This window comes from Streptomyces sp. STAM6, from assembly GCF_054963715.1.
Map to the genome: position 1 here is coordinate 1 of NZ_JBUEFZ010000029.1, position 24,318 is coordinate 24,318.

At 73.0% G+C, this 24,318-nt stretch carries 16 protein-coding genes and 1 pseudogene; 12 read left to right on the forward strand and 5 right to left on the reverse strand.

Features of this window, described 5'->3' with window-relative positions; all coding sequences use genetic code 11:
• Positions 1 to 129: 129 nt before the first annotated feature.
• From ACY34K_RS26365 to ACY34K_RS26395, 7 genes are all read left to right on the forward strand, one after another.
• Entirely contained in the window at positions 130 to 1,377 is a 1,248-nt protein-coding gene (locus ACY34K_RS26365) for a Tm-1-like ATP-binding domain-containing protein (RefSeq protein ID WP_462751336.1), read from the forward strand.
• Between the two features lie 81 nt (positions 1,378 to 1,458).
• The gene (locus ACY34K_RS26370; RefSeq protein ID WP_462751338.1) at positions 1,459 to 3,579 is read left to right on the forward strand and encodes a SpoIIE family protein phosphatase; all 2,121 of its coding nucleotides are present in this window, start codon (positions 1,459 to 1,461) and stop codon (positions 3,577 to 3,579) included.
• Positions 3,580 to 3,619: 40 nt separating this feature from the next.
• Positions 3,620 to 5,842: an NADP-dependent isocitrate dehydrogenase gene (locus ACY34K_RS26375; RefSeq protein WP_462751340.1), complete on the forward strand. Its 2,223-nt coding sequence runs from the start codon at positions 3,620 to 3,622 to the stop codon at positions 5,840 to 5,842.
• 420 nt (positions 5,843 to 6,262) lie between these two features.
• Positions 6,263 to 7,318, forward strand: a complete 1,056-nt coding sequence (locus ACY34K_RS26380; protein ID WP_462751342.1) for a molybdopterin-dependent oxidoreductase — start codon at positions 6,263 to 6,265, stop codon at positions 7,316 to 7,318.
• Between the two features lie 9 nt (positions 7,319 to 7,327).
• The gene (locus tag ACY34K_RS26385; protein ID WP_462751344.1) at positions 7,328 to 8,680 is read left to right on the forward strand and encodes an MBL fold metallo-hydrolase; all 1,353 of its coding nucleotides are present in this window, start codon (positions 7,328 to 7,330) and stop codon (positions 8,678 to 8,680) included.
• Positions 8,681 to 8,693: 13 nt separating this feature from the next.
• Positions 8,694 to 9,545, forward strand: coding sequence for a sulfurtransferase (locus tag ACY34K_RS26390; protein ID WP_462751346.1), 852 nt, complete (start codon positions 8,694 to 8,696; stop codon positions 9,543 to 9,545).
• A gap of 92 nt (positions 9,546 to 9,637) precedes the next feature.
• On the forward strand, positions 9,638 to 9,868 hold the full coding sequence (locus ACY34K_RS26395) for a hypothetical protein (protein WP_462751348.1): 231 nt from the start codon (positions 9,638 to 9,640) through the stop codon (positions 9,866 to 9,868).
• Positions 9,869 to 10,254: 386 nt separating this feature from the next.
• Here ACY34K_RS26395 and ACY34K_RS26400 read toward each other — a convergent pair whose 3' ends face one another.
• Together ACY34K_RS26400 and ACY34K_RS26405 are read right to left on the reverse strand one after the other, a co-directional pair.
• Positions 10,255 to 10,887 carry a LysE family transporter gene (locus tag ACY34K_RS26400; RefSeq protein WP_462751350.1) on the reverse strand — a complete coding sequence of 211 codons (633 nt, stop codon included), beginning with the start codon at positions 10,885 to 10,887 and terminating at the stop codon, positions 10,255 to 10,257.
• 261 nt (positions 10,888 to 11,148) lie between these two features.
• Positions 11,149 to 12,072 carry an MBL fold metallo-hydrolase gene (locus ACY34K_RS26405; protein WP_462751352.1) on the reverse strand — a complete coding sequence of 308 codons (924 nt, stop codon included), beginning with the start codon at positions 12,070 to 12,072 and terminating at the stop codon, positions 11,149 to 11,151.
• Positions 12,073 to 12,192: 120 nt separating this feature from the next.
• Between ACY34K_RS26405 and ACY34K_RS26410 the strand changes: the two are divergent.
• The 4 genes and pseudogenes from ACY34K_RS26410 to ACY34K_RS26425 all read left to right on the forward strand — a co-directional run.
• A pseudogene (locus ACY34K_RS26410) lies at positions 12,193 to 13,131 on the forward strand (AraC family transcriptional regulator); the annotation flags it as partial.
• 169 nt (positions 13,132 to 13,300) lie between these two features.
• On the forward strand, positions 13,301 to 15,712 hold the full coding sequence (locus ACY34K_RS26415) for a SpoIIE family protein phosphatase (RefSeq protein WP_462751354.1): 2,412 nt from the start codon (positions 13,301 to 13,303) through the stop codon (positions 15,710 to 15,712).
• 113 nt (positions 15,713 to 15,825) lie between these two features.
• A complete protein-coding gene (locus ACY34K_RS26420) occupies positions 15,826 to 17,127 on the forward strand; it encodes a S1 family peptidase (protein WP_462751448.1) in 1,302 nt (433 codons plus the stop codon).
• A gap of 187 nt (positions 17,128 to 17,314) precedes the next feature.
• On the forward strand, positions 17,315 to 18,472 hold the full coding sequence (locus ACY34K_RS26425) for an RCC1 domain-containing protein (RefSeq protein WP_462751356.1): 1,158 nt from the start codon (positions 17,315 to 17,317) through the stop codon (positions 18,470 to 18,472).
• A 54-nt stretch (positions 18,473 to 18,526) separates the two neighbouring features.
• Here ACY34K_RS26425 and ACY34K_RS26430 read toward each other — a convergent pair whose 3' ends face one another.
• Both ACY34K_RS26430 and ACY34K_RS26435 read right to left on the reverse strand, forming a co-directional pair.
• Entirely contained in the window at positions 18,527 to 19,714 is a 1,188-nt protein-coding gene (locus tag ACY34K_RS26430) for an amino acid aminotransferase (protein WP_462751358.1), read from the reverse strand.
• Positions 19,707 to 20,765: a DMT family transporter gene (locus ACY34K_RS26435; RefSeq protein ID WP_462751360.1), complete on the reverse strand. Its 1,059-nt coding sequence runs from the start codon at positions 20,763 to 20,765 to the stop codon at positions 19,707 to 19,709. The genes ACY34K_RS26430 and ACY34K_RS26435 overlap by 8 nt, the downstream gene beginning before the upstream one ends.
• Positions 20,766 to 20,895: 130 nt before the next feature.
• Between ACY34K_RS26435 and ACY34K_RS26440 the strand changes: the two genes are divergently transcribed.
• Complete coding sequence (locus ACY34K_RS26440) at positions 20,896 to 21,354, forward strand: Lrp/AsnC family transcriptional regulator (protein ID WP_462751362.1); 459 nt, start codon at positions 20,896 to 20,898, stop codon at positions 21,352 to 21,354.
• Here the strand turns inward: ACY34K_RS26440 and ACY34K_RS26445 are convergent.
• Entirely contained in the window at positions 21,336 to 24,011 is a 2,676-nt protein-coding gene (locus ACY34K_RS26445; RefSeq protein ID WP_462751364.1) for a SpoIIE family protein phosphatase, read from the reverse strand. The two genes, ACY34K_RS26440 and ACY34K_RS26445, sit on opposite strands and share 19 nt — an antisense overlap.
• Positions 24,012 to 24,318 lie beyond the last annotated feature (307 nt).

Here is a 24,318-nt window from a genome sequence, read left to right on the forward strand (position 1 = left end):
CCGGTCGGACGACCGGGACAGGCCGGCGCATGGCCGGCTCTTCGCCTCAACTCACCTCCCCATAGCACGACTTGGCGACCCTTGGCCAGTGCTCTTGCCGGGCCTGCGGGGGCGCGTGAGAGTACGTGCATGGCGAACGTCGTACTGGTGGGCACCCTCGACACCAAGGGGCAGGAATACGGGTGGCTGCGCGAGCGGCTGCTGCGGCACGAGGTCGACGTCATGGTGGTCGACACGGGAGTGATCGGCGAGCCGAAGACCGCCGCGGACGTCCCCCGCGCCGACGTGGCGCGGGCGGCCGGCGCGGACCTGGAGCGGTTACGGGCCGAGGGCGACCGAGGAGCCGCCGTGACGGCCATGGCCAGGGGCGCGGCCGAAACCCTGCGGCGGCTGCACCGGGAAGGCCGGGTGCACGGCGTCCTCGCGCTGGGCGGCAGCGGCGGTACGTCGATCGCCACCCGGGCGATGCGGGAACTGCCGCTCGGCGTGCCGAAGGTGATGGTCTCCTCGATGGCCTCGGGTGACGTGTCGGCGTACGTCGGCTCCACGGACATCACCATGATGTACAGCGTCGTCGACATCGCCGGTATCAACAGTGTCTCGGCCCCGGTGCTGGCGAACGCCGTCGACGCCGTCGCCGGCATGGCGAAGGAGTTCGCCGCCGGCTCCCGCGAGCTGTGGCCCGCCGAGCTCGGGGCCGAAGGGCGGCCCCTGATCGCGGCGAGCATGGCCGGTGTGACCACGGCCGGTGTCGACGCCGCCCGTGACCGGCTGACCGGACTCGGCTACGAGGTGCTGGTCTTCCACGCCAGCGGCGCCGGTGGAAGAACCCTGGAGTCCCTGGCGGACCGCGGGCTCTTCGCGGGCGTTCTCGACCTGACCCTCAGCGAACTCGCCGACGACCTCTGCGGCGGCATCCTCACCGCGGGGCCCGACCGGCTCCTCGCCGCCGGCCGGCGGGGCATTCCGCAGGTGGTGAGCCCGGGCGCGCTCGACATGGTGAAGTTCGGCCCGGTAGGCACCGTCCCGGCACGTATGCGCGACCGCCATGTTCGCGTGCACAACCCGTCCATCACGGTCGTCCGTACCACGGCCGAGGAGTGCGCCGAGCTGGGCGGTCGCGTCGCGGCCAAACTGCGGGCGGCCACCGGCCCCACCGCGGTCTGCCTGCCCCTGCGCGGGCTGTCCACCCTCGGCGCGCCCGGCGGCCCGTACCACGATCCGGAGGCGGACCGGGCCCTCTTCGACGCCCTGCGCGGCGGCCTTCGCGGCAGTTCCGTCGAGGTGATCGAGGTCGGCACCCACCTCAACGACCCGGCTTTCGGCCGCACCGCGGCCATCGCGCTGCACCGGCTCATCGGCGCGCACGTCTCCTGATCCCGTGCGGCCTTCCGGGGCGGCCGGAGTGGCGACTCATACGCACAATGGAGGACAAAGGGGTCATGGAGGGAGCGCTCGGTGTCAGCAGACCCGCTCAGGGGCGAGCCCGCTCCCGGAATTCTCCGATCCGAGCCGGGAACGCTGCTGGAGCACGTCTCCGTGGCCGTCTTCGGCTTCGACGAGGACGACCGGGTCTGCTACTGGGGCCCGGGCGCCCACGAGCTCTTCGGGTACGACCCCGGATCGATCCTCTCCCGGCCCGGCGCCGGGCTCTTCGCCGACCCCGGCAGGTGCGCGTGGCTGGCGGAACGCGGCCGGACCCTGGGCTACTGGCGCGTGCGGCTCCCGGCCCGGCACCGCGACGGCACGGTGTTCGACTGCGGCTTCCGCGTCTTCCCCGTGACCGGCGCCGAGGGGCGTTCCGTGATCATGGGCCTGGCCAGCCGCGGCGACGAGCTCGACCGGGTCAAGACCAACCTCGTGTTCCTCGACGCTCTCTTCGAGACCTGCCCCATCGGCCTGGTCATGCTCGACCGGGACCTGCGGTACGTCCACCTCAACCAGGCGCTCGCCGACATGGACGGCCTGCCCATCCGGGCCCACCTCGGGCGGCGGATGGACGAGGTCATGATCACGACCGACGGTGACGAGTACCGGCGCATACTGCGCAGCGTCGCCGACGGCGGTCCGCCCGTCGTCGGGATGCTGGTCGGGATGCGCACCCGCGGCCGTCCCGACAGGGACCAGGTGCGCTCGGTGAGCCTCTTCCCGCTGACCGGGGCCGGTGACACCCTCCCCGGCGTGGGCGGGCTGCTGGTGGACGTGACCGACCGCGAGCGGGCCATCCTGGAGGCCACGGCGAGCCGGCAGCGACTCGCCCTGCTCGATCGCGCCGCCGCCCGGATCGGCACCACCCTCGACGTCGACGTCACCGCACGCGAACTGGTCGAGACCGCCGTACCCGACTTCTCCGACGGCGCCGTCGTGGAGGTGGTCGAGCGGCTGGACGAGGCCGAGGCGATCGACCCCGAGCTCCCGCTCCTCACCCGCCGCATCGCCTCCGGCACCGTCCTGCCACCACCCGCCACCGAGCTGGTGAGCGGTGTGGAGAGGGTCCGCTACCCGCCGGGGTCCGTCATCCACCAGATGCTGCGCACCGGCCGCCCCATCGCCGCCGAGGTGAACGAGGAGTTCCTGGCCACGAGCGTGAGCGTCCAGTCCCGTGCCCGGCTGTTCGCCGAGAGCGGCCTCGTCTGCATCCTCGTCGCGCCGCTCATCGCCCGCGGCACGGTCCAGGGCCTCGCGATGTTCGGCCGGTCCGACGCCCGGCCCGCCTTCACCGACGACGATCTCAGCCTCGCCGCCGAACTCACCTCCCGCGCCGCGCTCTGTCTCGACAACGCACGCCTCTACAGTCGCGTCCAGGACATCGCCCTGACCCTCCAGCGCGCCCTGCTGCCCAGCGTCCTGGCCACCAGCCCCTACATGGACATCGCGCACCGGTACGTGCCCGGCAGCCGCGTCACCGAGGTCGGCGGCGACTGGTACGACGTCGTCCGCCTCCCCGGCGAACAGGTCGCCCTGGTCGTCGGCGACGTCATGGGCCACGGGGTACCGGCCGCCGCCGCCATGGGCCGGTTGCGCATCACCAGCAAGGCCCTGGCCCGGCACGACCCCGCACCGGACGAGTTGCTCGCCGAACTCGACGAGTGCGTCCAGGAGGCCGGCATCGAGCTCGCCACATGCCTCTACGTGGTGTACGACCCCGCCACCGGCCGTGCCCGCATCGCCAGCGCCGGCCACCCGCCGCCGATGGTCCGCCACCCGGACGGCCGGGTGGAGACCATCGGCGACGTCCTCGGCGTACCCCTCGGCGTCGGCGGCCGGCGCTTCGGCACCCTCACGGTGGACCTGCCCGAGGACGCCACCCTCGCCCTCTACACCGACGGACTCATCGAGGTCCGCGGCCGGGACATCGAGGTGGGGCTGGAGGCGCTGCGCGCCGAGCTGGGCCAGGCGTCCGAGCCCCTGGAGGACACCGCGGACCGGCTCCTCGTCCGCCTCATGCCGCATCCGCCGACCGACGACACCGTCCTGGTCCTCGCCCGCGTACGGAGGGCCCCGCCGTCCGCCCGGCCCCCGGCCGCGCCCCCGGAGGCAGGGCCCTTTCCTGAGAAAGCCGATCACGAGATATCTTGATGTCGAGCAAATGTTGCAGACGTGGAGAGTGGAGCACCCGGTGACTGACTCGACCATCATCTATACGCACACCGACGAGGCGCCGGCACTGGCGACGCATTCGTTCCTGCCTGTGATCCAGGCGTACGCCTCGACGGCCGGGGTCACCGTGGAGACCCGGGACATCTCGCTCTCGGGGCGGATCATCTCCCAGTTCCCCGAGTTCCTGGAGGAGGGCCAGCGCCTCGACGACGCGCTCGCCGAACTCGGTGAGCTGGCCAAGACGCCCGGCGCGAACATCATCAAGCTGCCGAACATCTCGGCCTCCATCCCGCAGCTGAAGGCCGCGATCGCCGAGCTCCAGGCCCAGGGCTACGCCCTCCCGGACTACCCGGACGACCCGAAGACCGAGCAGGACAAGGACGTCCGCGCGCGCTACGACAAGGTCAAGGGCAGCGCCGTCAACCCGGTCCTGCGCGAGGGCAACTCCGACCGCCGCGCCCCCGCCTCGGTCAAGAACTACGCCAAGGCCCACCCGCACCGCATGGGCGCCTGGTCCGCCGACTCGAAGACGAACGTCGCCACGATGGGCGACAACGACTTCCGGTCCACCGAGAAGTCCACGGTCATCGCCGAGGCCGGCTCCCTGCGCATCGAGCACGTCGCCCAGGACGGCACCACCACCGTTCTGCGCGAGTCGGTACCCGTCCTCGCGGGTGAGGTCGTCGACGCCTCGGTGATGCGCGTCGCCGCGCTGCGCGAGTTCCTGGCCGCCCAGGTCGCCCGCGCCAAGGCCGAGGGCGTGCTGTTCTCGGTGCACCTCAAGGCCACGATGATGAAGGTCTCCGACCCCATCGTCTTCGGGCACGTGGTGCGCGCCTTCTTCCCGAAGACGTTCGCGAAGTACGGCGAGGCGCTGGTCGCCGCCGGTCTCTCCCCGAACGACGGCCTGGGCGCCATCCTCACGGGCCTGGAGTCCGTGCCGCACCTGGGTGCCGAGATCAAGGCGTCCTTCGAGGCCGAGCTCGCCGAGGGCCCGGCCCTGGCGATGGTCGACTCCGACCGCGGCATCACCAACCTGCACGTCCCGAGCGACGTCATCGTCGACGCCTCCATGCCGGCCATGATCCGCACCTCCGGCCACATGTGGGGCCCGGACGGCCAGGAGGCCGACACCCTCGCCGTCCTTCCGGACAGCAGCTACTCCGGTGTCTACCAGGCCGTCCTCGACGACTGCCGCGCCAACGGCGCCTACGACCCGGCCACCATGGGCTCCGTTCCCAACGTCGGTCTGATGGCCCAGAAGGCCGAGGAGTACGGCAGCCACGACAAGACCTTCGAGATCGCCGCCGCGGGCACCGTCCGTCTGGTCGACGAGGCCGGCAACACGGTCCTGGAGCAGGAGGTCGCCGAGGGCGACATCTTCCGTGCCTGCCAGACCAAGGACGCGCCGATCAAGGACTGGGTGAAGCTCGCCGTCAGCCGCGCCCGCGCCACCGGCGACCCGGCCGTCTTCTGGCTCGACGAGACCCGCGCCCACGACGCGCAGCTCATCGCCAAGGTCAAGGCGTACCTGCCGGAGTTCGACACCGAGGGCCTGGACATCAGGATCCTCGCCCCCGTCGAGGCCACCAAGCTGTCCGTGGAGCGCATCCGCCGCGGTGAGAACACCATCTCCGTCACCGGCAACGTGCTGCGCGACTACCTCACCGACCTCTTCCCGATCCTGGAGCTGGGCACCAGCGCCAAGATGCTCTCGGTCGTCCCGCTGATGAACGGCGGCGGTCTGTTCGAGACGGGCGCCGGCGGCTCCGCCCCGAAGCACGTCCAGCAGCTGGTCAAGGAGAACTACCTGCGCTGGGACAGCCTCGGTGAGTTCCTCGCCCTGGCCGTCAGCTTCGAGCACCTCGCGACGACGACGGGCAACGCCCGCGCCCAGGTCCTCGCCGACACCCTCGACCGCGCCACCGGTACGTTCCTCAACGAGGACAAGTCGCCGAGCCGCCGCCTCGGTGGCATCGACAACCGCGGCAGCCACTTCTACCTGGCGCTCTACTGGGCCCAGGAGCTGGCCCGGCAGACCGACGACGTGAAGCTCGCCGAGGCGTTCGAGCCCCTGGCGAAGACCCTCACCGAGCAGGAGCAGACGATCGTCGACGAGCTGATCGCGGTCCAGGGCACGCCGGCCGACATCGGCGGCTACTACCGCCCGGACGTCACGAAGGCCTCGGCCGTCATGCGTCCGTCGGCGACGTTCAACCAGGCGCTGGCCACCCTCGCCTGACGCGACCCGCGCAGCAGCGTCCGACGCGACGCACGCATGAGCCGCCCCCGGCCGGATCGTTCCGGCCGGGGGCGGCTCATATGTGTCCCCGACAGAGCAGTCCCCGGCGTCCTCATCGGTTCGCGGGGCCATCAGCCGTCGCTGGTGGCTCCCTCACCGACGGGTGCCGTCGGGGGCCTGGCCGGAGCCGACCAAAAGAGTCACGCGGGCCTTCGGACGTCTCCGAAAGCTGGTGCGGCTCTTTCCGGTTGTCCGGTGTATTGATGAGTGTCCTCCCTATTTGTCCCCAGTCAAGAGGTATGGATGGATTAATTTGGAATAGGGCTTTCGCGGGTCGCCGAGTGTGCCTTGGCACCCGGACCTAGACTGGGAACACCCGCGTCGCGTTCCCCGACGCGCACCCGGCGGAAGGCTGCCGCCATGACCACACCGGCAATTCCACGAGGGCCCGGTGCCAAGGCCTGGGCGCCCGAGACGGTCACGGCCGACCCGTACAACGCCGAGACGCCGTCGGCCGCACTCACCCGGCCCGTCACACCGGCCGCCGCCCTCTTCGTACGCGACCACTTCGGCCGGCCGCGCCCGGACCCCGGCCGACGGCTGCGGCTCGACGGCGCCGTCTTCGCACCGGTGGAGATCGGACACGACGAGCTGGCCGCGCTCCCGCACCGCGAACTCGACGTCGTCATGGAGTGCGCGGGCAACGGCCGCAGCCTGATGACACCCCGCCCGCCCGGCCTGCCCTGGGGGCAGCGGGCGGTCGGTTGTGTGCGCTTCTCCGGGGTGCCGTTCCGTACCCTCCTCGGGCCGGTGCGCATCAAGGACGACGCGGTCGAGATCGTCTTCACCGGCGCCGACTCCTTCGAGCGCAGCCTGCCGCTCGACGTGGCCCTGCACCCCGACACCCTGCTCGCCACCCGCATGAACGGCGAGCCGCTCACCCCCGAACACGGCGCGCCCGTCCGCCTCGTCGTACCGGGCAGGTACGCGGTCGCCGACGTGAAGTGGCTGGTCGCGGCAAGGGTGGTCACCGAGCCGTTCACCGGGGTCTTCCAGACCGACGAGTACGTCTACGTGGCGTCGCGCGGCACACCCGACGGGCCCGTCGCGGACCTCCGGGTCAAATCGCTGATCGTCGAGCCGGAGCCGGACACGCCCGTCAACCGGGGCCACCCCACCGTCGTACGCGGCCGGGCCTGGTCCGGCGCCGGGGTGCCGGTGCGCGGGGTCGAGGTCCTGGCGCGGGGCGAGGAGGACGAAAGCGGCGCATGGGCCGCCGCGGAGCTGGAAGAGCCCGCCGGCCCCTACGCGTGGACGGGCTGGTCCTACCGGTGGACGCCCCGACGGCCCGGCCCCTACCGGCTGATCGCCCGTGCGACCGACGCGCGCGGCGACACCCAGCCGCTCCGTGCGCCGTGGAACGCCCACGGGTACGGCTGCAATCCCGTGGCGTCCGTGGACGTGGTCGTCGTGTGAGGTGACGGCATGAGTGAGATACAGGTCATGACCACCGCGTCACTCGGTGACACCAGCTATCTCCTCCTCAGCGGGGACGAGGCCGCGCTGGTCGATCCGCAGCGGGACAGCTGGGAGCTGATCGAGTCCTGTGGCGCCCGGGGGGTGCGCATCCGGTACGTCCTGGAGACCCATGTCCACAACGACTACGTCTCCGGCGCGCTGGAGGTCCGTGCGGCGACCGGTGCCACGGTGGCCGGCCCGGCCCGCGCCCCGTACGCCTTCGGCCACCTGCCGCTGGCCGAGGACGACGAGATCGTCGTGGGCGACACCACCGTGCGGGCCATGGAGACGCCCGGCCACACCGCCGAACACACCTCCTACCTCGTCTTCGACGACACGCGCCCCGAACCCACCGCCGTCTTCACCGGCGGGAGCCTGCTCGTCGGCAACGCCGGGCGCACCGACCTGTCCGGCGAGGAGCACACCGAGGAGCTCGCGCGCGCCCAGTTCCGTTCGCTGCGGCGGTTGTCGCTGCTGCCGGACGCCACGCGCGTACTGCCGACGCACGGCGCGGGCAGCTCCTGTACGGCCGGCCCGGTGGCCCGGGGCAGAACCACCACCGTGGGCGCCGAGCGGCGGACCAACCCGACCCTCACCGCCCGCGACGAGGAGGACTTCATCGGCGAACGTCTCTCGGGACTGCCGCCGTACCCGGCGTATTACCACTACATGGCGGACATCAACCGGCACGGGCCCGCGGTGCTCGGCGGCCCGCCCGGGCTCCGGCCGCTCACGCCCCGCATGGTCGAGGGGCTCGCGGGCGGCGGGGCGCGGATCGTCGACGGACGTGACCGCGTGACGTTCGCCGAGGCCCATCTGCCCGGGGCGCTCTGCGACGAACTGGACGAGCGGTTCGCGAGCCTCGTCGGCGAGGTGGTCCCGTTCGGGTCGCGGCTGGTGCTGGTGCTCCCCGAGCCGGCCCGCGAGGCCGCCGAGGAGGCGATGGTCCAACTGCTGCGGATCGGCTACGAGAGCGTGGCCGGATATCTGGCGGGCGGGGTCGGCGCCTGGGCCGCCGCGGGCCGTCCGCTGCGCGGGTTCCGCACCGCCGACGCCACCGAACTGGCCCGGCGGCCGGGTGGCGCACGGGTGCTCGACGTCCGGCCGGAAGGCCCCGGGGACCCGGTGCCCGGCACACAGGCCGTGCCCCTGGCCGAACTGCCGCGGCGGCTGGGCGAGGTACCGAGGGACCGCGAGGTCTGGACGGTCTGCGGCAGCGGCCGCCGGGCCACCCTCGCGGCGAGCCTGCTGGACGCCGCCGGCATCCCGGTCACCGCGGTGGTCCGGGGAGGTGTCCAGGAGCTCAGGGGACACGTATAGGCGGGAGAAGGCCATGGGCAGCAACGGCTACGCACATCCCGAGACGCTGGTCGACACCGAGTGGCTGGCCGCCCATCTGGACGACGGAACGGTCCGGGTCATCGAGGTGGACGAGGACACCCACGCGTACGAACAGGGCCACATCCCCGGCGCCGTGAGCTGGAACTGGGCCACGGACCTGCACGCCGACGTGGGACGCGACCACCTCGACCGCGACGCGCTCGGAAGACTGCTGGCCGCGGCCGGCGTGGAGGACGACACCACGGTGATCCTCTACGGCGCCAACAGCAACTGGTTCGCGGCGTACGCCTATTGGATCCTGCGGCTGCGAGGCTTCCGCAAGGTGCGGCTGCTCGACGGCGGCCGCAGGAAGTGGGAGCTCGAAGGCCGGTACATGACCCAGGAGGTCATGGACTACCAGCACACCGGCTACACGCTCACCGGCCGGGAGAACCCCCAGTTCCGCGCCCTGCGCGGCGAGGTGCTCGACAGTGTGGGGTCGGCCGTGCGCATGGTCGACGTACGGTCCCCGGAGGAGTTCCGCGGCGAGAGGCTGGCGCCGCCGCACCTGCCGCAGGAACAGGCGCAGGTCCCCGGCCACATCCCCGGCGCGGTCAACATCTCCTGGTCGCAGGCGGCCAACGAGGACGGCACCTTCAGGTCGGCGGAGGAGCTGACGGCGTTGTACTCCGCCCAGGGCATCACGTCCGACAGCGAGGTCATCGCCTACTGCCGGATCGGCGAGCGGTCCTCCCACACCTGGTTCGCGCTGCACGAACTGCTCGGCTACCCCGTCGTCAAGAACTACGACGGATCCTGGACCGAGTACGGATCGCTCGTCCGAGCCCCCGTCGAAATGGGGTGATCAGTCCGTTGTGCCGTGCCCTCGTGAGGTCCCGGGCTGTTACTCAGAGCGCGTGGAGCAACAGCTTCCGGACCGACCGCGAAGGGACACCCATGATCGAGAAGGTTCTGTTCACCGCCGGCCTGGCCGCCGCCACCGTGCTGGGGGCCGCCGCCCCGATGGCCGCCGCGGTCGGCGACCGGACGATCTCGACGCACAACGGCAACGGCTCCGTCCAGGCGTACGGGAACACCCACACCGGCACCGGCGCCACCGCCGGTGCTGACGCAACCGCCCCCGACCGGTCGCCGACCCGCCTCGCCGGGCACCTCCTCGGCTTCTGACCTCGGCGCGGATACCGGCCCCCTGAACCGCGCCCGCCCACGGGGCGCGAGGCGCCGTACAGCTCGCGGCGTCGCCCGTCGGCCCCGACACGGTCGTCCCCGCGGGCCGGCGGTGCAGCCAGGTGCCGCGGCCCTCATCGCGGACAGCGCCGGCCGGACCCTGGCCGACGCCGTCCGGCACTGGCACGACACGCGTGCGGAGGCGGCCCGGCCCCAGGAGGTCGGAGCCCAGTTCGATTTCAACCGCTTCCAGCGGGCCTGGTATTCGACCACCCGCGCGGCACCCGTGACGAGTCCCTGGCCGCCTGGCGTCTGCACCGGTCGCGGCCCCGTGGCACCGTGAGCGAACCGCGGAACCGCCGCCCCCGCGCCCCGAGGGGCTGCCGTCATGACGGTGACAGGAGCAGGTGCCCCGCGAGGGCGATGATCACCGCGCTGGAGGCCAGGGCCGTCAGCAGCCGCCCCCGGTCACCGGTCAGGGCCCGGCCCAGCAGCGCTCCGCCGCCGGCGAGCAGCAGCTGCCAGCTTGCTGAGGCCGCGAACGCGGCGACCACGAAGACGGCCTGCTCCCACCGGTCCGGTGCCGCCGCCGTCCGGCTCCCGAGCACCAGGGCCGCGAAGTAGACCACGGTCATCGGGTTCAGCAGGGTGATCCCGAGCAGGCCGAGGAAGGCCCGGGCGGCGCCGGGCGGCGGCTCCTCGCCGCGTGCGGCCGTCCGCCGCTCGCGGTAACGCGCCACCGCGGCGGCGCCCCCGCGGACGGCCAGGGCCACGAGCACCACGGCCGAGACCCAGCGCAGCGGGACCGTGACCGGTGCGACGAGCGGGGCGAGCGCCGAACCCCCGACGGCGGCGACCAGTGCGTAGAGACCGTCGGCCGTGGCCACGCCCATCGCGGCGGCCGCGCCGACCCGCAAGGACGTACGCGCGGTGAGCGCCACCAGATAGGTCCCGACCGCTCCCACCGGGATGGCGATGCCGTACCCGGCGAGCAGCCCCGCGACCAGGGCGGCGATCACGCGCGGACGGGAATCGGTCCTCGGTGCCGGCCGGTCTGCTGCTGCTCCCGCACCGAACGGTCGGCGGAGGTCGGCGGCAGCGGGGCGAGAGCGGTCAGCGTGTTCATGCGCCGATCCTGAGGGCCGCGGGCCCGCCGGAACAACCCGTTTTCCGCGCGCCCCACTCGCCCGGCCCGCCCCGGCCGTCCGTCCGCCCCGGCCGTCCGCCCGCCCCGCCCGCGCGACCCGTCCCGCCGTCCCGCCCGGCGGCGCCGGAAGGCGTCAGTGGGAGGCCGCCCACCGGGAGATCGCGAACCGCGCACCCTCGCGCCGCACCTCCGCCGCGCCGCGGCCGCCGAAGTGGGCCGGGACGACCAGCTCCCGCTCGTCGGCCGCGCGCGCGAGGACGCGGCGCCGGCTCTCCGCCGCCCGGCGCGGGTCCTCGCAGAAGCAGCTGCTGCAGGACGGTTCGAGGATCTGCACCGGACTGTGGAGCAGATCGCCCACGAAGACGGCCCGGTCACCGCCGGAAGCCAGCCGCAGCACCGACGAACCGGGCGTGTGGCCCGGCGCGGGCTCCAGCGTCAGATGGGCGTTGATGCGATGGGTACCCTCCCACAGCACGGCCTGTCCGGCCCGGTGAACGGGCGCCACGCTGTCCTCGAACACCAGCCGGTCGGTCTCCCGCCGCAGCCGCCCGTCCTCCCCGTGCGGCGCCGGCCGGCGGACGGACGACCCGTCCGGGTCGAAGTGCGCGTGGTCCGCCGCCGGCATCAGATACGTGGCGTTGGGAAACGCAGGCACCCACTCCCCGTCCCTCTCCACCGTGTTCCAGCCCACGTGGTCCGCGTGCAGATGCGTGTTGACGACGACATCGACGTCCTCCGGCCGCACGCCGGCCCGCTCGAGCCGCTCGGGGAAATCCGTCGCGAGGTTGTCGAACTGCGGTGTGTACGGCCTTTCGCGGCCGTTGCCCACCCCGGTGTCGACCAGCACCGTCATCCCCTCGCTGCGCAGCACCCAGGTCTGCAGCGCGGCGACGAAGGCGTCGCCGTCCGGCTCCCAGAAGTCCGGTGCCAGCCACTCCTCGTTCGCCTTCCACACCCCCGGTGCGCACTCCGGGACGATCGCCCCGGCGGGGGCGAACGGCCCCTGCCACTCCACGATCCGGGTGATCTCGACATCTCCCAGTGTGATCCGCTCCATGGTTCCTCCGCTCGTCCGGCTCTCTCCCGAACGACCCTAGGAACAGCCCATGAGCCGCTCAATGCGCCCGCACCTCACGCGGATACGCATACGTCTCACTCCGGACCATAGGGTGGGGCCATGGATGTGGTCAGCGATGCGATCTCGGCCGTCCGCACGGGACGGCCCTCCGCCAACCGGGTGCGCGTCACCGGGACTTGGTGCAGCCGATTCGCCTCCTACGGCGGTGCGGGCTTCCACGTAGTGCTGGAGGGAAGCTGCTGGCTGCTCACCGACAGCGGGTCCGCGGTGGCACTCTCGGTGGGCGACGCGGTCCTGCTCCCGCACGGCACCGGCCACGTGGTGGCCGACTCCCCGGCCGGCCGGGACACGATCGACCGGGCGGTCCCGTTCGAAGCATGGCTCGCCGCCCGGGAATCGGGAAACCCGCTGCCGCCTCCGCTCGCCCCGGCGGCGCACGACTCCGACGGGCCGGCGGCGGAACTGCTCTGCGGCAAGTACCGGCTCGACCGGACCCACGGCCACCCCCTGTTGGCCGAGCTCCCGGACGTCGTCCATCTGCCGGACCGCCCCGGGCGCGACCCCGAACTGCGCGCCGCCATCGATCTTCTCGGCCGGGAAACCGCCGCCGAACGCCCGGGGGCAGGCGTCGTCCTCCCGGGTCTGCTCGACCTGCTGCTGGTGTACATGGTCCGCGCCTGGACGACGCGGACCCCGGCCGGTACCGCCACCGGCTGGCCGGCCGCCCTGAGCGACCCCGCCGTGGCCGCCGCCCTGCGCGCCCTGCACGACGACCCCGCCCGCCCGTGGACCATGGAGCGCCTGGCCGCCCGGGCGGGCGTGTCCCGCGCGACACTCGCCCGCCGGTTCACCGCCCGAGTGGGCCGCCCGCCCATGGCGTACCTGACCTGGTGGCGCATGACCCGCGCGGCTGCCCTCCTGCGCGACACCGACGAGCCCGTCGACACCGTCGCCCGGCGGGTCGGCTACGGCTCCCCGTACGCCCTCTCCCACGCCTTCACCCGTCACCTGGGCACCACTCCCGGCCGCTACCGGGCGGAACACCGCCGGTCGGCGGGCCGGGAGCCGCGGCGCCACGACCGCCGAATGGCCCAAGGGGGCCGCCGCTCACCGGGCCCGCCGACCACCCCTGCGACAGAATGGGCGGTACAGGCCGCTGAGTGAGGTGTGTATGGGAGGCGCCGGCAGCGAGAGTCGCTCGTACGACGTGGACATCCCTGCACTGGTGCTGGACGAGCGGGGACTGGTCGCCCGCTGCACCCTGGGCGCCGAGCGGCTGTTCGGGCGGTCGGCCGACGATCTCTGCGGACTGCTCGCGCCACGGCTGCTGGCCGAGCCCGGCCGGTGGACCGACCTGATGGCACGCCACACCGGGGACATGTGGGAGGGCGAGACCCGCGTACGGCGCGGCGACGGCTCGGAGCTCGACGTGGCCTTCCGGGTGCTGCCGCTGCGGACCGGACGACCGGCCGGCCGGGACTCCCAGTGCCTGGTCATGGGAGCTCCGCTGGACGTGGTCTCCCGCAGACGGCACGACGAAGCCTTCACCAAGGAACTGTTCCTGCAGGACCGCGTCGGCCTCGCGGTGTTCGACGACGAGCTCAGCATCGTACGGACGAACACCCCGCTGCTGCCCTACACGGGCCTGCCCGGGGAGCTCAGCGGCCACCGCCTCGGTGACTTCCTCCAGGACGACGACGCCCGCGTCATCGAGGGCGAGCTGCTCCGCGTGCTGGAGACCGGCGCCCCGATGGTCACCAGGGAAGTGCACGTCCGCACGCTGGTCGACCCGCGGGAAGGCCGCACCATGTCGATGTCCGCGTTCCGGCTCCAGGGACCGGACGGGCACGTCATGGGTGTCACCGTGCTCTTCACCGACGTGACCGACCAGCGGCGCGCTCGCCGCCGGCTGCGGCTGCTGCACCTCGCCACGGCCGTCATGAGCGGCTCCCTCTCCGTCGTCGAGACCGCGCAGGACCTCGTCGACGTGCTGGTCCCCGGACTCGGAGACCTCGCCGCCCTGGACGTCGCCGACTTCGTCTTCACCGGCGACGAACCGCGGGAGGCCGGGGCCGGGCCGTGGCTGCCGCTGCGCCGGGTCGCCACCGCCGTGGGCGATGGCGACGCGGAGCTCCTGACCGGCACCGCCCTCGGCGTCGACCTCACCAAGGCGGCGCGCAGCGTCATGTGGTCGGGCCGCGAGGGCACCGCCCACCCCGAGGGAACCCCCGCCGGTGCGGGCGTCCACGCCGGGATGAGCGTGCTGCTGCGGGCCCGGGGGCACGTCCTCGGGCGCGTCACCGTCTGGCGGGCGGCCGGCCGCCCGCCCTTCGAGGACGACGATCTGTCGATGCTCGAGGAGATCGCCTCCCGCGCCGCCCTCGTCGTGGAGAACGCCCGGCGGTACGCCCGCGAGCGCCGCGTGGCCGTACGACTCCAGCGCAGCCTGCTGCCGCCGGCGGTGACCGACAGCGTCGCCGTCCAGACGGCCAGTGTGTACCTGCCCACCGACGCGGCCACCGGGGTCAGCGGGGACTGGTTCGACGTCATCCCCCTGTCATCGGCCCGGGTCGCCCTCGTCGTCGGCGACGTCGTCGGCCACGGGCTGAAGGCCACGGCGACGATGGGCCGGCTCCGCACCGCCGTGCGCACCCTGGCCGACCTCGATCTGGAACCCGACGAACTGCTGGCCCACCTCGACGACCTGGTCTCGCAGCTCGCCCTGGAGGACAGCCGTGAGGAGGCCGGCACGACGGACGAGTACGCGGCCGGCCACCCGGGACCCCTGGAGGGCGACATAACGGAACGCACCTATGACTCGTTCGGTGCGACGTGCCTCTACCTGACCTACGATCCGGTCACCCGGCAGTGCGTCATGGCCAGCGCGGGCCACCCGCCGCCCGTCGTGCTCGCCCCCGACGGCTCCGCCTCCTACGCCCGGGTCAGCCCCGGCCCGCCCCTCGGGGTGGGTGGCCTCCCCTTCGAGCGGCTCGACCTGCGGATCGAGGAGGGCAGCGTGCTGGCCCTCTTCACCGACGGCCTGGTGGAACAGGGCCGTTCCGACGTCGACGTGGGCATGGCGATGCTGCGGCGCGAACTCCAGGCGGCACGACCGCTCGAGCGGTCGCTGCGGGACGTGGGACGTGCGGTGGTGGACACGCTCGCCCCCCGCCGGCTGGACGACGACGTCACCCTGCTGCTCGCCCGCACCCGCGCCGTACCCGACGACTGCACGGTGGCCTGGGTGCTGGAGCCCCGCCCCGAAGTGGTGTCCGAGGCCCGGCGCCTGCTCACCGGGCAACTGGTCGCCTGGGGGCTCGACGAACTGCTCTTCACCACCGAGCTCGTGGCCAGCGAGCTGGTCACCAACGCCATCCGGTACGCGGGGGAGGGCCCGGTGGAACTGCGGCTGGTCCGCGCCGGCACCCTCATCTGCGAGGTGTCCGACCGCAGCGGCACCCAGCCGCGCATGCGCCGTGCCCACACCACGGAGGAGGGCGGGCGCGGGCTCTTCCTGGTGGCCCAGCTGACCAGCCGCTGGGGCAGCCGCTACACCCGCCGGGGCAAGACCATCTGGACGGAACAGCCGCTGCCCCGCACACCGTCGCACCGCCGTTGAGGAATTCCGGCCTCCACTGAACACAACTCCCGCTCGCTCCGTACCTAGGGGCGGACGCGTCCCCCGGCTGCCGACGGCAGTCGGAGTCCGAACCACCCCCAGGAGACGTGGAGTTGAGTCACAGGCGAATAACCAAGCGGAAGGCCGTCGTCGCAGGAGCCGGGGCGATCGGCATCGTCGCAGCGGCCATCCTGCTGCCGAACGCCAACGCGTCCCAGTCCGGTTCGGGCCCCGGCCCGTCGGGTGTCAAGAAGCTGAACGCGGCGGCCGCCGCACAGCTCGCCCAGCAGCTCGGCAAGAACCTGGGGGACTCGTACGGCGGCGCCTACTACGACGCGGGGAAGCAGCAGCTCGTCGTCAACGTGGTCGGTGACGACAAGAAGTCGATCGTCAGCGAGGCGGGCGCGGTGGCCCGCAGCGTTCGCAACAACACCGCCACTCTCAAGTCGGCGACCGGCACCCTGTCGGCCCGGGCCACCATCCCGGGCACGGCGTGGGCGGTCGACCCGAGGACCAACCAGGTTCTCGTCACCGCCGACCGGACGGTCACCGGCGAGCGGTGGGACAGACTGGAGTCGACTGTCAAGTCGCTGGGCGACGGAGTGGCCCGGATCCAGAAGTCCAAGGGGGCGTTCAAGCCCTTCATCGAGGGCGGAGACGGCATCGCCCGAGGCGGTGCCGCGTGCTCCCTCGGCTTCAACGTGACGACCCAGGAGGGGCAGAAGGGCTTCCTCACCGCCGGGCACTGCGGGCCCGCGGGGTCGCAGTGGTCCGACGAGCAGACGGGCGAGCCGCTCGGCTCCACCCAGGAGTCGGTGTTCCCCGGCAACGGTGACTTCTCCCTGGTCACCTATGACGACCCGGCGGCCGAGGCGCCCAGCGCGGTCGACGTGGGCGGCGGGCAGCTCGTGGAGATCCGGCAGGCGGCCGATGCCGCGGTCGGCCAGCAGGTGTTCCGCATGGGCAGGACCACCGGGCTGAACGACGGTCAGGTCACCGGTCTCAACGCCACGGTGAACTACCCGGAGGGCACGGTCACCGGGCTCATCCAGACCAATGTCTGCGCCGAGCCGGGGGACAGCGGCGGCGCCCTGTTCACCCGGGACGGCAACGCCGTCGGTCTCACCTCGGGCGGCAGCGGCAACTGCGACGCGGGCGGCGAGACGTTCTTCCAGCCGGTCACCACCGCGCTCGCCGCCGTCGGCGCGCAGATCGGCGCGGGCGGCGGCGGTCAGCAGGACGGCGGTCAGCAGGACGGCGGCGCCCAGCAGGACGGCGGCCAGCAGGACGGTGGCGCCCAGCAGGACGGCGGCCAGCAGGCCGGTGACGGTCAGCAGGACGGCGGTCAGCAGGCCGGTGACGACCAGCAGGGTGACGGCGGACTGCAGGTCGGCGGCGGACTGCAGTTCAACTGACCCCCACGGCGAATCCCCCCCATCGCCCCCGGCCCCGTGCACCCTCGCGTGCACGGGGCCGGGGGCGTTCCGGGCCTCTTCCGTGCCGCGCGTACGGGTGACTGACGCCACGTCACCGCGGATGTGCGGCCCGCCGGTGGGATGACTCACCCGTGGAGCAGGACCGTCCACCGGGAACGGAGGATTCATGGAGAGCGATGCCCAACGGCGCTGGAGCCTTCACCTCTGGGGCGCCAACCACTGCGGACAACTCGGCGACGGAAGCAGGGAAGAACGGCTCACCCCCGTGACCCTCGACGACGTGGCCGACGTCACCGCCGTCGCCGCCGGCTCCCACCACACCCTGGCACTCACATCCCGGGGCACGGTCCTGGCCTGGGGAGCCAACCACTACGGGCAGCTGGGCGACGGCACCAGACAGGACCGCTGCCGCCCGGTCGCCGTCCGGGACCTCGGCGGCGTCACCGCCGTGGCGGCCGGCGGCGGGCACAGCATCGCCCTGCTCGCGGACGGCACCGTATGTACCTGGGGCGCCAACGACTGGGGCCAGCTCGGCGACGCCGGCCGGCAGGACCGGTACGCCCCGGTCCCCGTCCCCGGCCTGCGGAACGTCGTGTCCGTCGCGGCGGGCGGCGGCCACAACCTGGCACTGCTCGAAGACGGCACCGTCCGGTCCTGGGGGTCGAACAACCGGGGCCAGCTGGGCGACGGCACCAAGGACGAGCACCGGACCCCCGTGCCGGTGCACGACCTCGGCGACGTCACCGCCGTCTCCGGAGGCGGCTATTTCAGCCTGGCCCTCCTCAAGGACGGGACGGTACGGGCCTGGGGCACCAACCACTGGTGCCAGCTCGGTGACGGCACCAACGACGAGCGCTCCCGCCCGGTGGCCGTCCGGGACGTCCACGGGGCCACCTCGATCGATGCCGGGTGGCACCACGGCCTGGCCCTCATCGGGGACGGGACCGTCCGGGCCTGGGGCAACAACCACTGCGGTCAGCTCGGGCACCCGTCCGGCCGCCAGCCGACCGCCCCGGTCACCGTCCCCGGTCTGCGCGACGTGGCGCGGCTCGCCGCCGGCTACCGGCACAACCTCGCCGTCCTCACCCCCGACGGCCCCGGCGGCGCCGAACACTGTCTGGCCTGGGGCACCGCCCCCGACAGCCGAGGCCACGGCCGGCCCGCTCCCATCGAACTCGCCACCCACCCGGAGGGGACCACCACGTCCCGGGTCCCCGCGCTCGCCGCCGGCTGGGCCCACACCGTCGCGGTCGTCCACGCCCCAGCGACCCCGAGGGGCCACGACCCGGGGCGACCGGACCGCCAGGGCGTGTTCCGGAAGTAGCGTCGTCCGCCCGGAGGGCGGGGCCCCGGCCGGACGGGACCTTCGAAACACGCCCTAAGGGCGATCGAGCACCTTCGCGATGCCCTCGGCGAGGCAGGGGACGCGGTCCGCCGGAAGCCCCGCGATGTTGACGCGACCCGCGGTCGTGCCGTAGATGGCGCACTCGTCGCGGAGCCGGAGCATCCGGTCGGGCGTGAGCGGCAGCATGGAGAACATGCCCTTCTGCCGTGCGATGGACCCGGCCGGGGTGTCCAGGCCCAGCGCCCGCAGGTGCGCGACCAGGGACGTCCGATTCCCCTCGATGCGTGCCCGCATCGCGTCGAGTTCGGCCCGCCAGGTGGCGCGCAGACCGTCGTCCTCCAGGATGGCCGTGACGACCGCGGCGCCATGCTCGGGCGGCATCGAGTAGAGGGTGCGGGCGGCGTTCTGCAGCGCGGTCTCGGCGTGCCGCAGCGACTGGCGGGACCCGCCGACGACGACGGCGCAGCCGGTGCGGTCGCTGTACAGACCGAAGTTCTTCGAGCAGCTGATGGCGATGAACATCTCCGGCACCCGCTCCGCGAGCATCCGGGTCGCCGCCAGGTCCGCCTCCAGCCCGTCGCCGAGTCCGTGATAGGCGAGGTCGACGAACGGCACCCAGCCGTTGTCGGCCGCGAGCCGGGCGATCGCGTCCCAGGCCTGCGGGGACGGGTCGACTCCGGTGGGGTTGTGGCAGCAGCCCTGGAGCAGGACGACATCGTCGCGGCGTGCGCCCGCGAGGTCCCGCAGCATGCCCTCCGTGTCGGCGCGGCCCTCGGCGTCGAGCCAGCCGAAGGTACGTACCCGCAGGCCCGCCGCCTCCAGGATGGGCCGGTGGTTGACGTAGGCCGGGTCGCTGATCCACACCGTCGTGCCCGGACGGGTCCGGAATATCAGGTCCGCCAGCAGCCGCAGTGCGCCGCTGCCCGCGACGGTCTGGACCGCCACCGCCTGCTCCGCCGATCCACCGGTGCCGAGGACCATCGTGAGCATCGCGCGGTTGAACGCGGTGTTGCCGGAGAGGCCCCGGTACTCCTTGGAGACGGATCGTTCCGCCAGGCGCAGCTCGGCCTCCCGGACGGCCGCCATGACCGGAGTGCCGCCCGTGTCGTCCCGGTAGACACCGAGAACGAGGTTGAGGCGCTCGGGCCGGTTGTCGGCGCCGTACGCCTCCGTCAGGTCCCACAAGGGGTCGACGGGCGGCGGGAGGAGAAGCTCAAGCATCTGCGGACACCTTGGCTCGGGATCGGGAGGGGGACGAGGACGGAGACTGGGACGGGAGCGGGGACCCGGAGCCGGACTCGGGCTGGGCACCGGACTCGGGTTCGGCGTGGGACACGGGCCCGGGCGCCGCGGGCCGGGGGCGCCGGTTGGCGAGGACGACGCCCGCGGTGATCAGCGGTACGCCGACGAGGACGGACAGCGTCGGGGCCTCGTCGAGCAGCGGCACGGCCAGCAGGACGACGGCGACCGGGCTGAGGCTGCCCACGACGGAGCTGCGCTCCGCGCCCAGCCTGCGGATCGCGAAGGCGTACAGCAGGCCCGCGCACAGACCCACTCCCAGTCCCTGCACCACCAGGAACAGCGCGATGTCGCCGCCCGTCGCGGAGGCCAGGCCGGTGGGGAGCACCCCGGTCAGCACCAGCAGCGCCACCACGGCGAACGACGGCAGGCACAACAGTCCTATGGAGCCGACCGGGTCGAGGTCCACTTCCTTCAGACCGACGGTGTACAGCGCCCACAGCCCACTGGCGACGAGCAGCATGCCGGAGCCGGCCAGCACCTGCGTGTCGAGCGGGATCACGAAACGCCAGACCAGCGCGGCCACCCCGACCGTGATCAGGGCGAGGCCCGCCGCCCCGGTCCCCCGGGGTACACCCTTGCCGGCGGCCACCATGAGGGCGGAGACGAACAGCGGGACCATTCCCGGGATCAGCGAGCCCACGAACGCCGCCGAGGTCAGCGACCCGCCGAACATGGCCGCCAGGAAGAAGGGCACCCCCGCACCGCAGATGATCTTGAACGCGGCGGCCGGGCGCACCGCGGCGATGTCGCGGCGCCGCCGCCACAGCGCGGGCGCCAGCACGACGAGCGGCAGACCGAAGCGCAGCAGGGCCGCGTCGGCGGGCAGCAGCGACGAGGCGCTCAGGGCGCGGGCGCTCAGTGCGAAGGCCGCCCAGATCGTCACGGTCACCAGCAACGCCGCCATCCCCAGTGCGTGGGGGGAAGGCCGGCTGCCGCGCGTTCGCGCGGGAACGGTCTCAGCGGTGGCCAAGGGGGCTCCTCCAGTCCGGGAAGGGGCCGGTTCCGGCCATGGGGCAACGGTAGAGCGTGGACCGGGGCAGCCGATTGCCAGTTCTGCCGCTCGGGCATAGCTTTGAGGCAGAATCTGCCAAGGAGGGGTGATGGACGCGGTCGATCTGCAGATCATCCGGGAGTTGCAGGCCGACGGGCGGCTCTCCAACCAGGACCTGGCCGACCGGGTCCGGCTCTCGCCGTCCCCCTGCCTGCGCCGGGTGCGACGGCTGGAGGAGGCGGGGCTGATCAGGGGCTATACCGCCATGGTCGACCAGGTCGCCTTCGGGCTCCCGATCACCGTGTTCGTCCGGATACGCCTGGACCGCCACACACATGAGGCGGTCCGGGTGTTCGAGGAACACGTGGCCGTCATCGAGCACATCCAGGACTGCTATCTGATGGCGGGAACCAGCGACTACCTGCTCAGGGTCGTCATCGAGAGCCTGGAGGCGTACGAGGCCCTGGTGCGCCACCGGATCCACGCCATTCCGGGGATCGCGTCGATCGAATCCAGCTTCGCCTTCGGCAGCGTGAAGCAGTCCAGGGTCTACCCGCGGCCCGCGTGAGCGGCGACGAGCGGCTGCTCGGTCCAGATGACCTTTCCGTTGCCGGTGTAACGCGTCCCCCACCGCTCGGCGAACTGCGCCACCAGGAACAGGCCCCGGCCGCCCTCGTCGGTCGCGGCCGCCCGGCGCAGATGCGGGGCGGTGCTGCTGCCGTCGGAGACCTCGCAGATCAGCGCCCCGTCGCGGATCAGGCGGACCCGGATCGGTTCGACCGCGTACCGGATGGCGTTGGTGACCAGCTCGCTGAGGATCAGTTCGGTGGTGAACGCCTCCTCCGCCAGACCCCACGACTCCAGCGTCCGGGACACATCCGCCCGCACCACCGCCACGGCCGCCGGGTCCGACGGCACGTCCCAGGCGGCCGTGTGGTCCTCGCCCAGGACCCTGGTCCGGGCCACGACCAGGGCCACGTCGTCCCGCGGCCGCCCCGGGATCAGGGCGTCCAGCACCGCCCGGCACGTCTCCTCCGGTGACCGGCCGGGCCGCGCCAGGGTGCGCCGCAGCAGCTCCAGCCCCTCGTCGATGCCGCGGGTGCGGTCCTCGACCAGCCCGTCGGTGTACAGCACCAGGCTGCTGCCCTCCCGCAGCCGGAGCTCGGCCGTCTCGAAGGGCAGCCCGCCGAGACCGAGCGGCGGACCGGCAGGCAGGGCGGGGAACTCCACGGTGCCGTCCGGGTCCACCACCGCGGGCTCCAGGTGCCCGGCGCGGGCCAGCGCGCACACCCCGGAAGCCGGGTCGTAGACCGCGTACAGGCAGGTCGCGCCGGTGACCGAGGTCATCGCCCCCTCACTGTCCTCGTCCTGGTCGATCCGGGTCACCAGTTCGTCCATGTGCCACAGCAGCTCGTCGGGCGGCAGGTCGAGGGTGGAGAAGTTGTGCACCGCGGTGCGCAGCCGGCCCATGGTGGCCGCCGCGTGCAGCCCGTGACCGACGACATCGCCCACCACGAGCGCCACCCGGGAGCCGGGCAGCGGAATGACGTCGAACCAGTCGCCCCCCACCCCCGCGGGCCCCGCCTGGGCGGGCAGGTAGCGGTGGGCCACTTCCAGGGCGGTCTGCTCGGGCAGGACGCGCGGCAGCAGGCTGCGCTGCAGGGTGACCGCCATGGTGTGCTCGCGGGTGAAGCGGCGGGCGTTGTCGACGCTGACGGCGGCCCGGGCCACCAGCTCCTCGGCCAGGGACAGATCGTCCTCCTCGAACGGCTCGGGCTTCCGCCGGCGCCAGAAGGTGGCCACGCCGAGGATGACGCCGCGGGCCCGCAGCGGTGCGGCGATCATGGAGTGGATGCCGTACGCGACGAGCTTGCGGGCCCGCTCCGGCTCCTGCTCCTGCCAGCCCGAGAACGCGGGCATGTCCGCCTCGATGACGGCCTTCCCCGTCTCGAAGGCGGCGGCCTGCGGGGTGGCCCGGACGAAGTGGATCAGCCGGCCGGTCGGGTAGAGGGGTGTGTCGTCCCGGATGCCGGCGGACGCCACCCGGCGCATTTTCGTGCCGCTGTTCCCGGGTTCCTCGCCGCCCAGCACCGCCTCCGGCAGATCGACGGTGACGAAGTCCGCGAACCGGGGGACCGCGAACCGCGCCAGCTCCTCACAGGTCCGCTCCACGTCGAGCGTGGTGCCGATCTCCACGCCCGCGTCGTACAGCAGTTCCAGCCGGCCCTGGGCGATGTCGGCGCGGCCGGTGAGCGCCTGGAGCTCGGTGGTGTCCCGCAGCGTCGCGACCGTGCCGGACGGCCCGCCGTCCAGACGCGTCCTGCGCTGGTTGACGGCCACCAACCGGTCCCCGACCGGGTGCACCTCGTCGGTGACCGGACGTCCGGAGTCCAGCAGGAGCGCCAGCTCCGGAGAGATGCCCAGGTCCAACGGGGTGCGCCCGTCCGCGTCGGCACGCAGGCCGAGCAGCCGGCGCGCCTCGTCGTTGGCCAGCAGCAGCTTGTGGCCGTCGTCGAAGATGAGCACGCCCTCGCGCACGGCGTGCAGGACGGCGTTGTGGTGCTCGTACATCCGGCTCATCTCGGCGTAGCCCAGGCCGTGCGTCTGGTGCCGCAGGCGCCTGCTGACCAGGGCGCTGCCGGCGGTGGCGAGCGCCACGGCGAGCGCGGCGGCACCGAACACCAGGGGCAGCTGCCGCTCGACGACCGACGTCACCTTCTCGATGGTGATCCCGGCCGACACGAGCGCCACCACCCGGCCGTCGGCGCCGGTCACCGGGACCACGGTGCGGATGGACGGGCCGAGGGTTCCGGTGACCGTCTCCGTCACCATCCCGCCGCGCGCCGCGGGTGCGATCGTGCCGATGTACCGCTTCCCGATCTGAGCGGGGTTGGGGTGCGTCCAGCGGACGCCCTGAGGCGTCATGACGACGATGAAGTCCACCCCGGACGCTTTGCGGGCCTCCTCGGTCAGGGGCTGCAGCGCCGCCGTGGGATCGCGGCCCGCCAGGGCTGCCCGGAGGCCCGGACCGTACGCGAAGGTCTCGGCCACGGAAATCGACCGATTGCGGGCCTCGCGCTCGCTGTCGGTCCGGGACTGCAGCACGAGGGTCACCACCGCCGCGACGACGAGCAGCACCGCCACCACCGCCTGCAGGAGGAACACCTGAGTGGCGACGGCTCGCACACTCAACAGCGAGCGCAAGCGGCCGAAAGGTCCGGCCATGTCTCCTTTCTAACACCCGGCGCTGCGACAGGCTAAGTCTGCCGCCGTCCCGCACGGCGACGATGCCGTGGCAGACTCCCGCGCAGGCGGTGCCGTCGTTGCCGACGGTGACCGGTGGCCGGTCGTTGTCGTCCCGCGGGCCGTTCCGTGAGCGTGCGCCAGCGGCGCTCCCCGGTCCGGAAATCGACCGCTGCCAGGTGCCGGGCGTCGATGCCCAGCCTGTTCGGTTCCTTGTCGGAGAAGTTGAGTACAGCGGCCCGCTCGCGGTGGCGAGTCTGGGCGCGGTGGAGGGGGAGCGGACGCCGCT

What these genes read in the sequence shown, in the direction of transcription:
- ACY34K_RS26365 (WP_462751336.1), top strand. Translation starts at nt 130, where the DNA reads ATGGCGAACGTCGTACTGGTGGGCACCCTCGACACCAAGGGGCAGGAA.
- ACY34K_RS26380 (WP_462751342.1), top strand. Translation starts at nt 6,263, where the DNA reads ATGACCACACCGGCAATTCCACGAGGGCCCGGTGCCAAGGCCTGGGCG.
- ACY34K_RS26385 (WP_462751344.1), top strand. Translation starts at nt 7,328, where the DNA reads ATGAGTGAGATACAGGTCATGACCACCGCGTCACTCGGTGACACCAGC.
- ACY34K_RS26390 (WP_462751346.1), top strand. Translation starts at nt 8,694, where the DNA reads ATGGGCAGCAACGGCTACGCACATCCCGAGACGCTGGTCGACACCGAG.
- ACY34K_RS26395 (WP_462751348.1), top strand. Translation starts at nt 9,638, where the DNA reads ATGATCGAGAAGGTTCTGTTCACCGCCGGCCTGGCCGCCGCCACCGTG.
- ACY34K_RS26405 (WP_462751352.1), bottom strand. Translation starts at nt 12,072, where the DNA reads ATGGAGCGGATCACACTGGGAGATGTCGAGATCACCCGGATCGTGGAG.
- ACY34K_RS26425 (WP_462751356.1), top strand. Translation starts at nt 17,315, where the DNA reads ATGGAGAGCGATGCCCAACGGCGCTGGAGCCTTCACCTCTGGGGCGCC.
- ACY34K_RS26430 (WP_462751358.1), bottom strand. Translation starts at nt 19,714, where the DNA reads ATGCTTGAGCTTCTCCTCCCGCCGCCCGTCGACCCCTTGTGGGACCTG.
- ACY34K_RS26440 (WP_462751362.1), top strand. Translation starts at nt 20,896, where the DNA reads ATGGACGCGGTCGATCTGCAGATCATCCGGGAGTTGCAGGCCGACGGG.
- ACY34K_RS26445 (WP_462751364.1), bottom strand. Translation starts at nt 24,011, where the DNA reads ATGGCCGGACCTTTCGGCCGCTTGCGCTCGCTGTTGAGTGTGCGAGCC.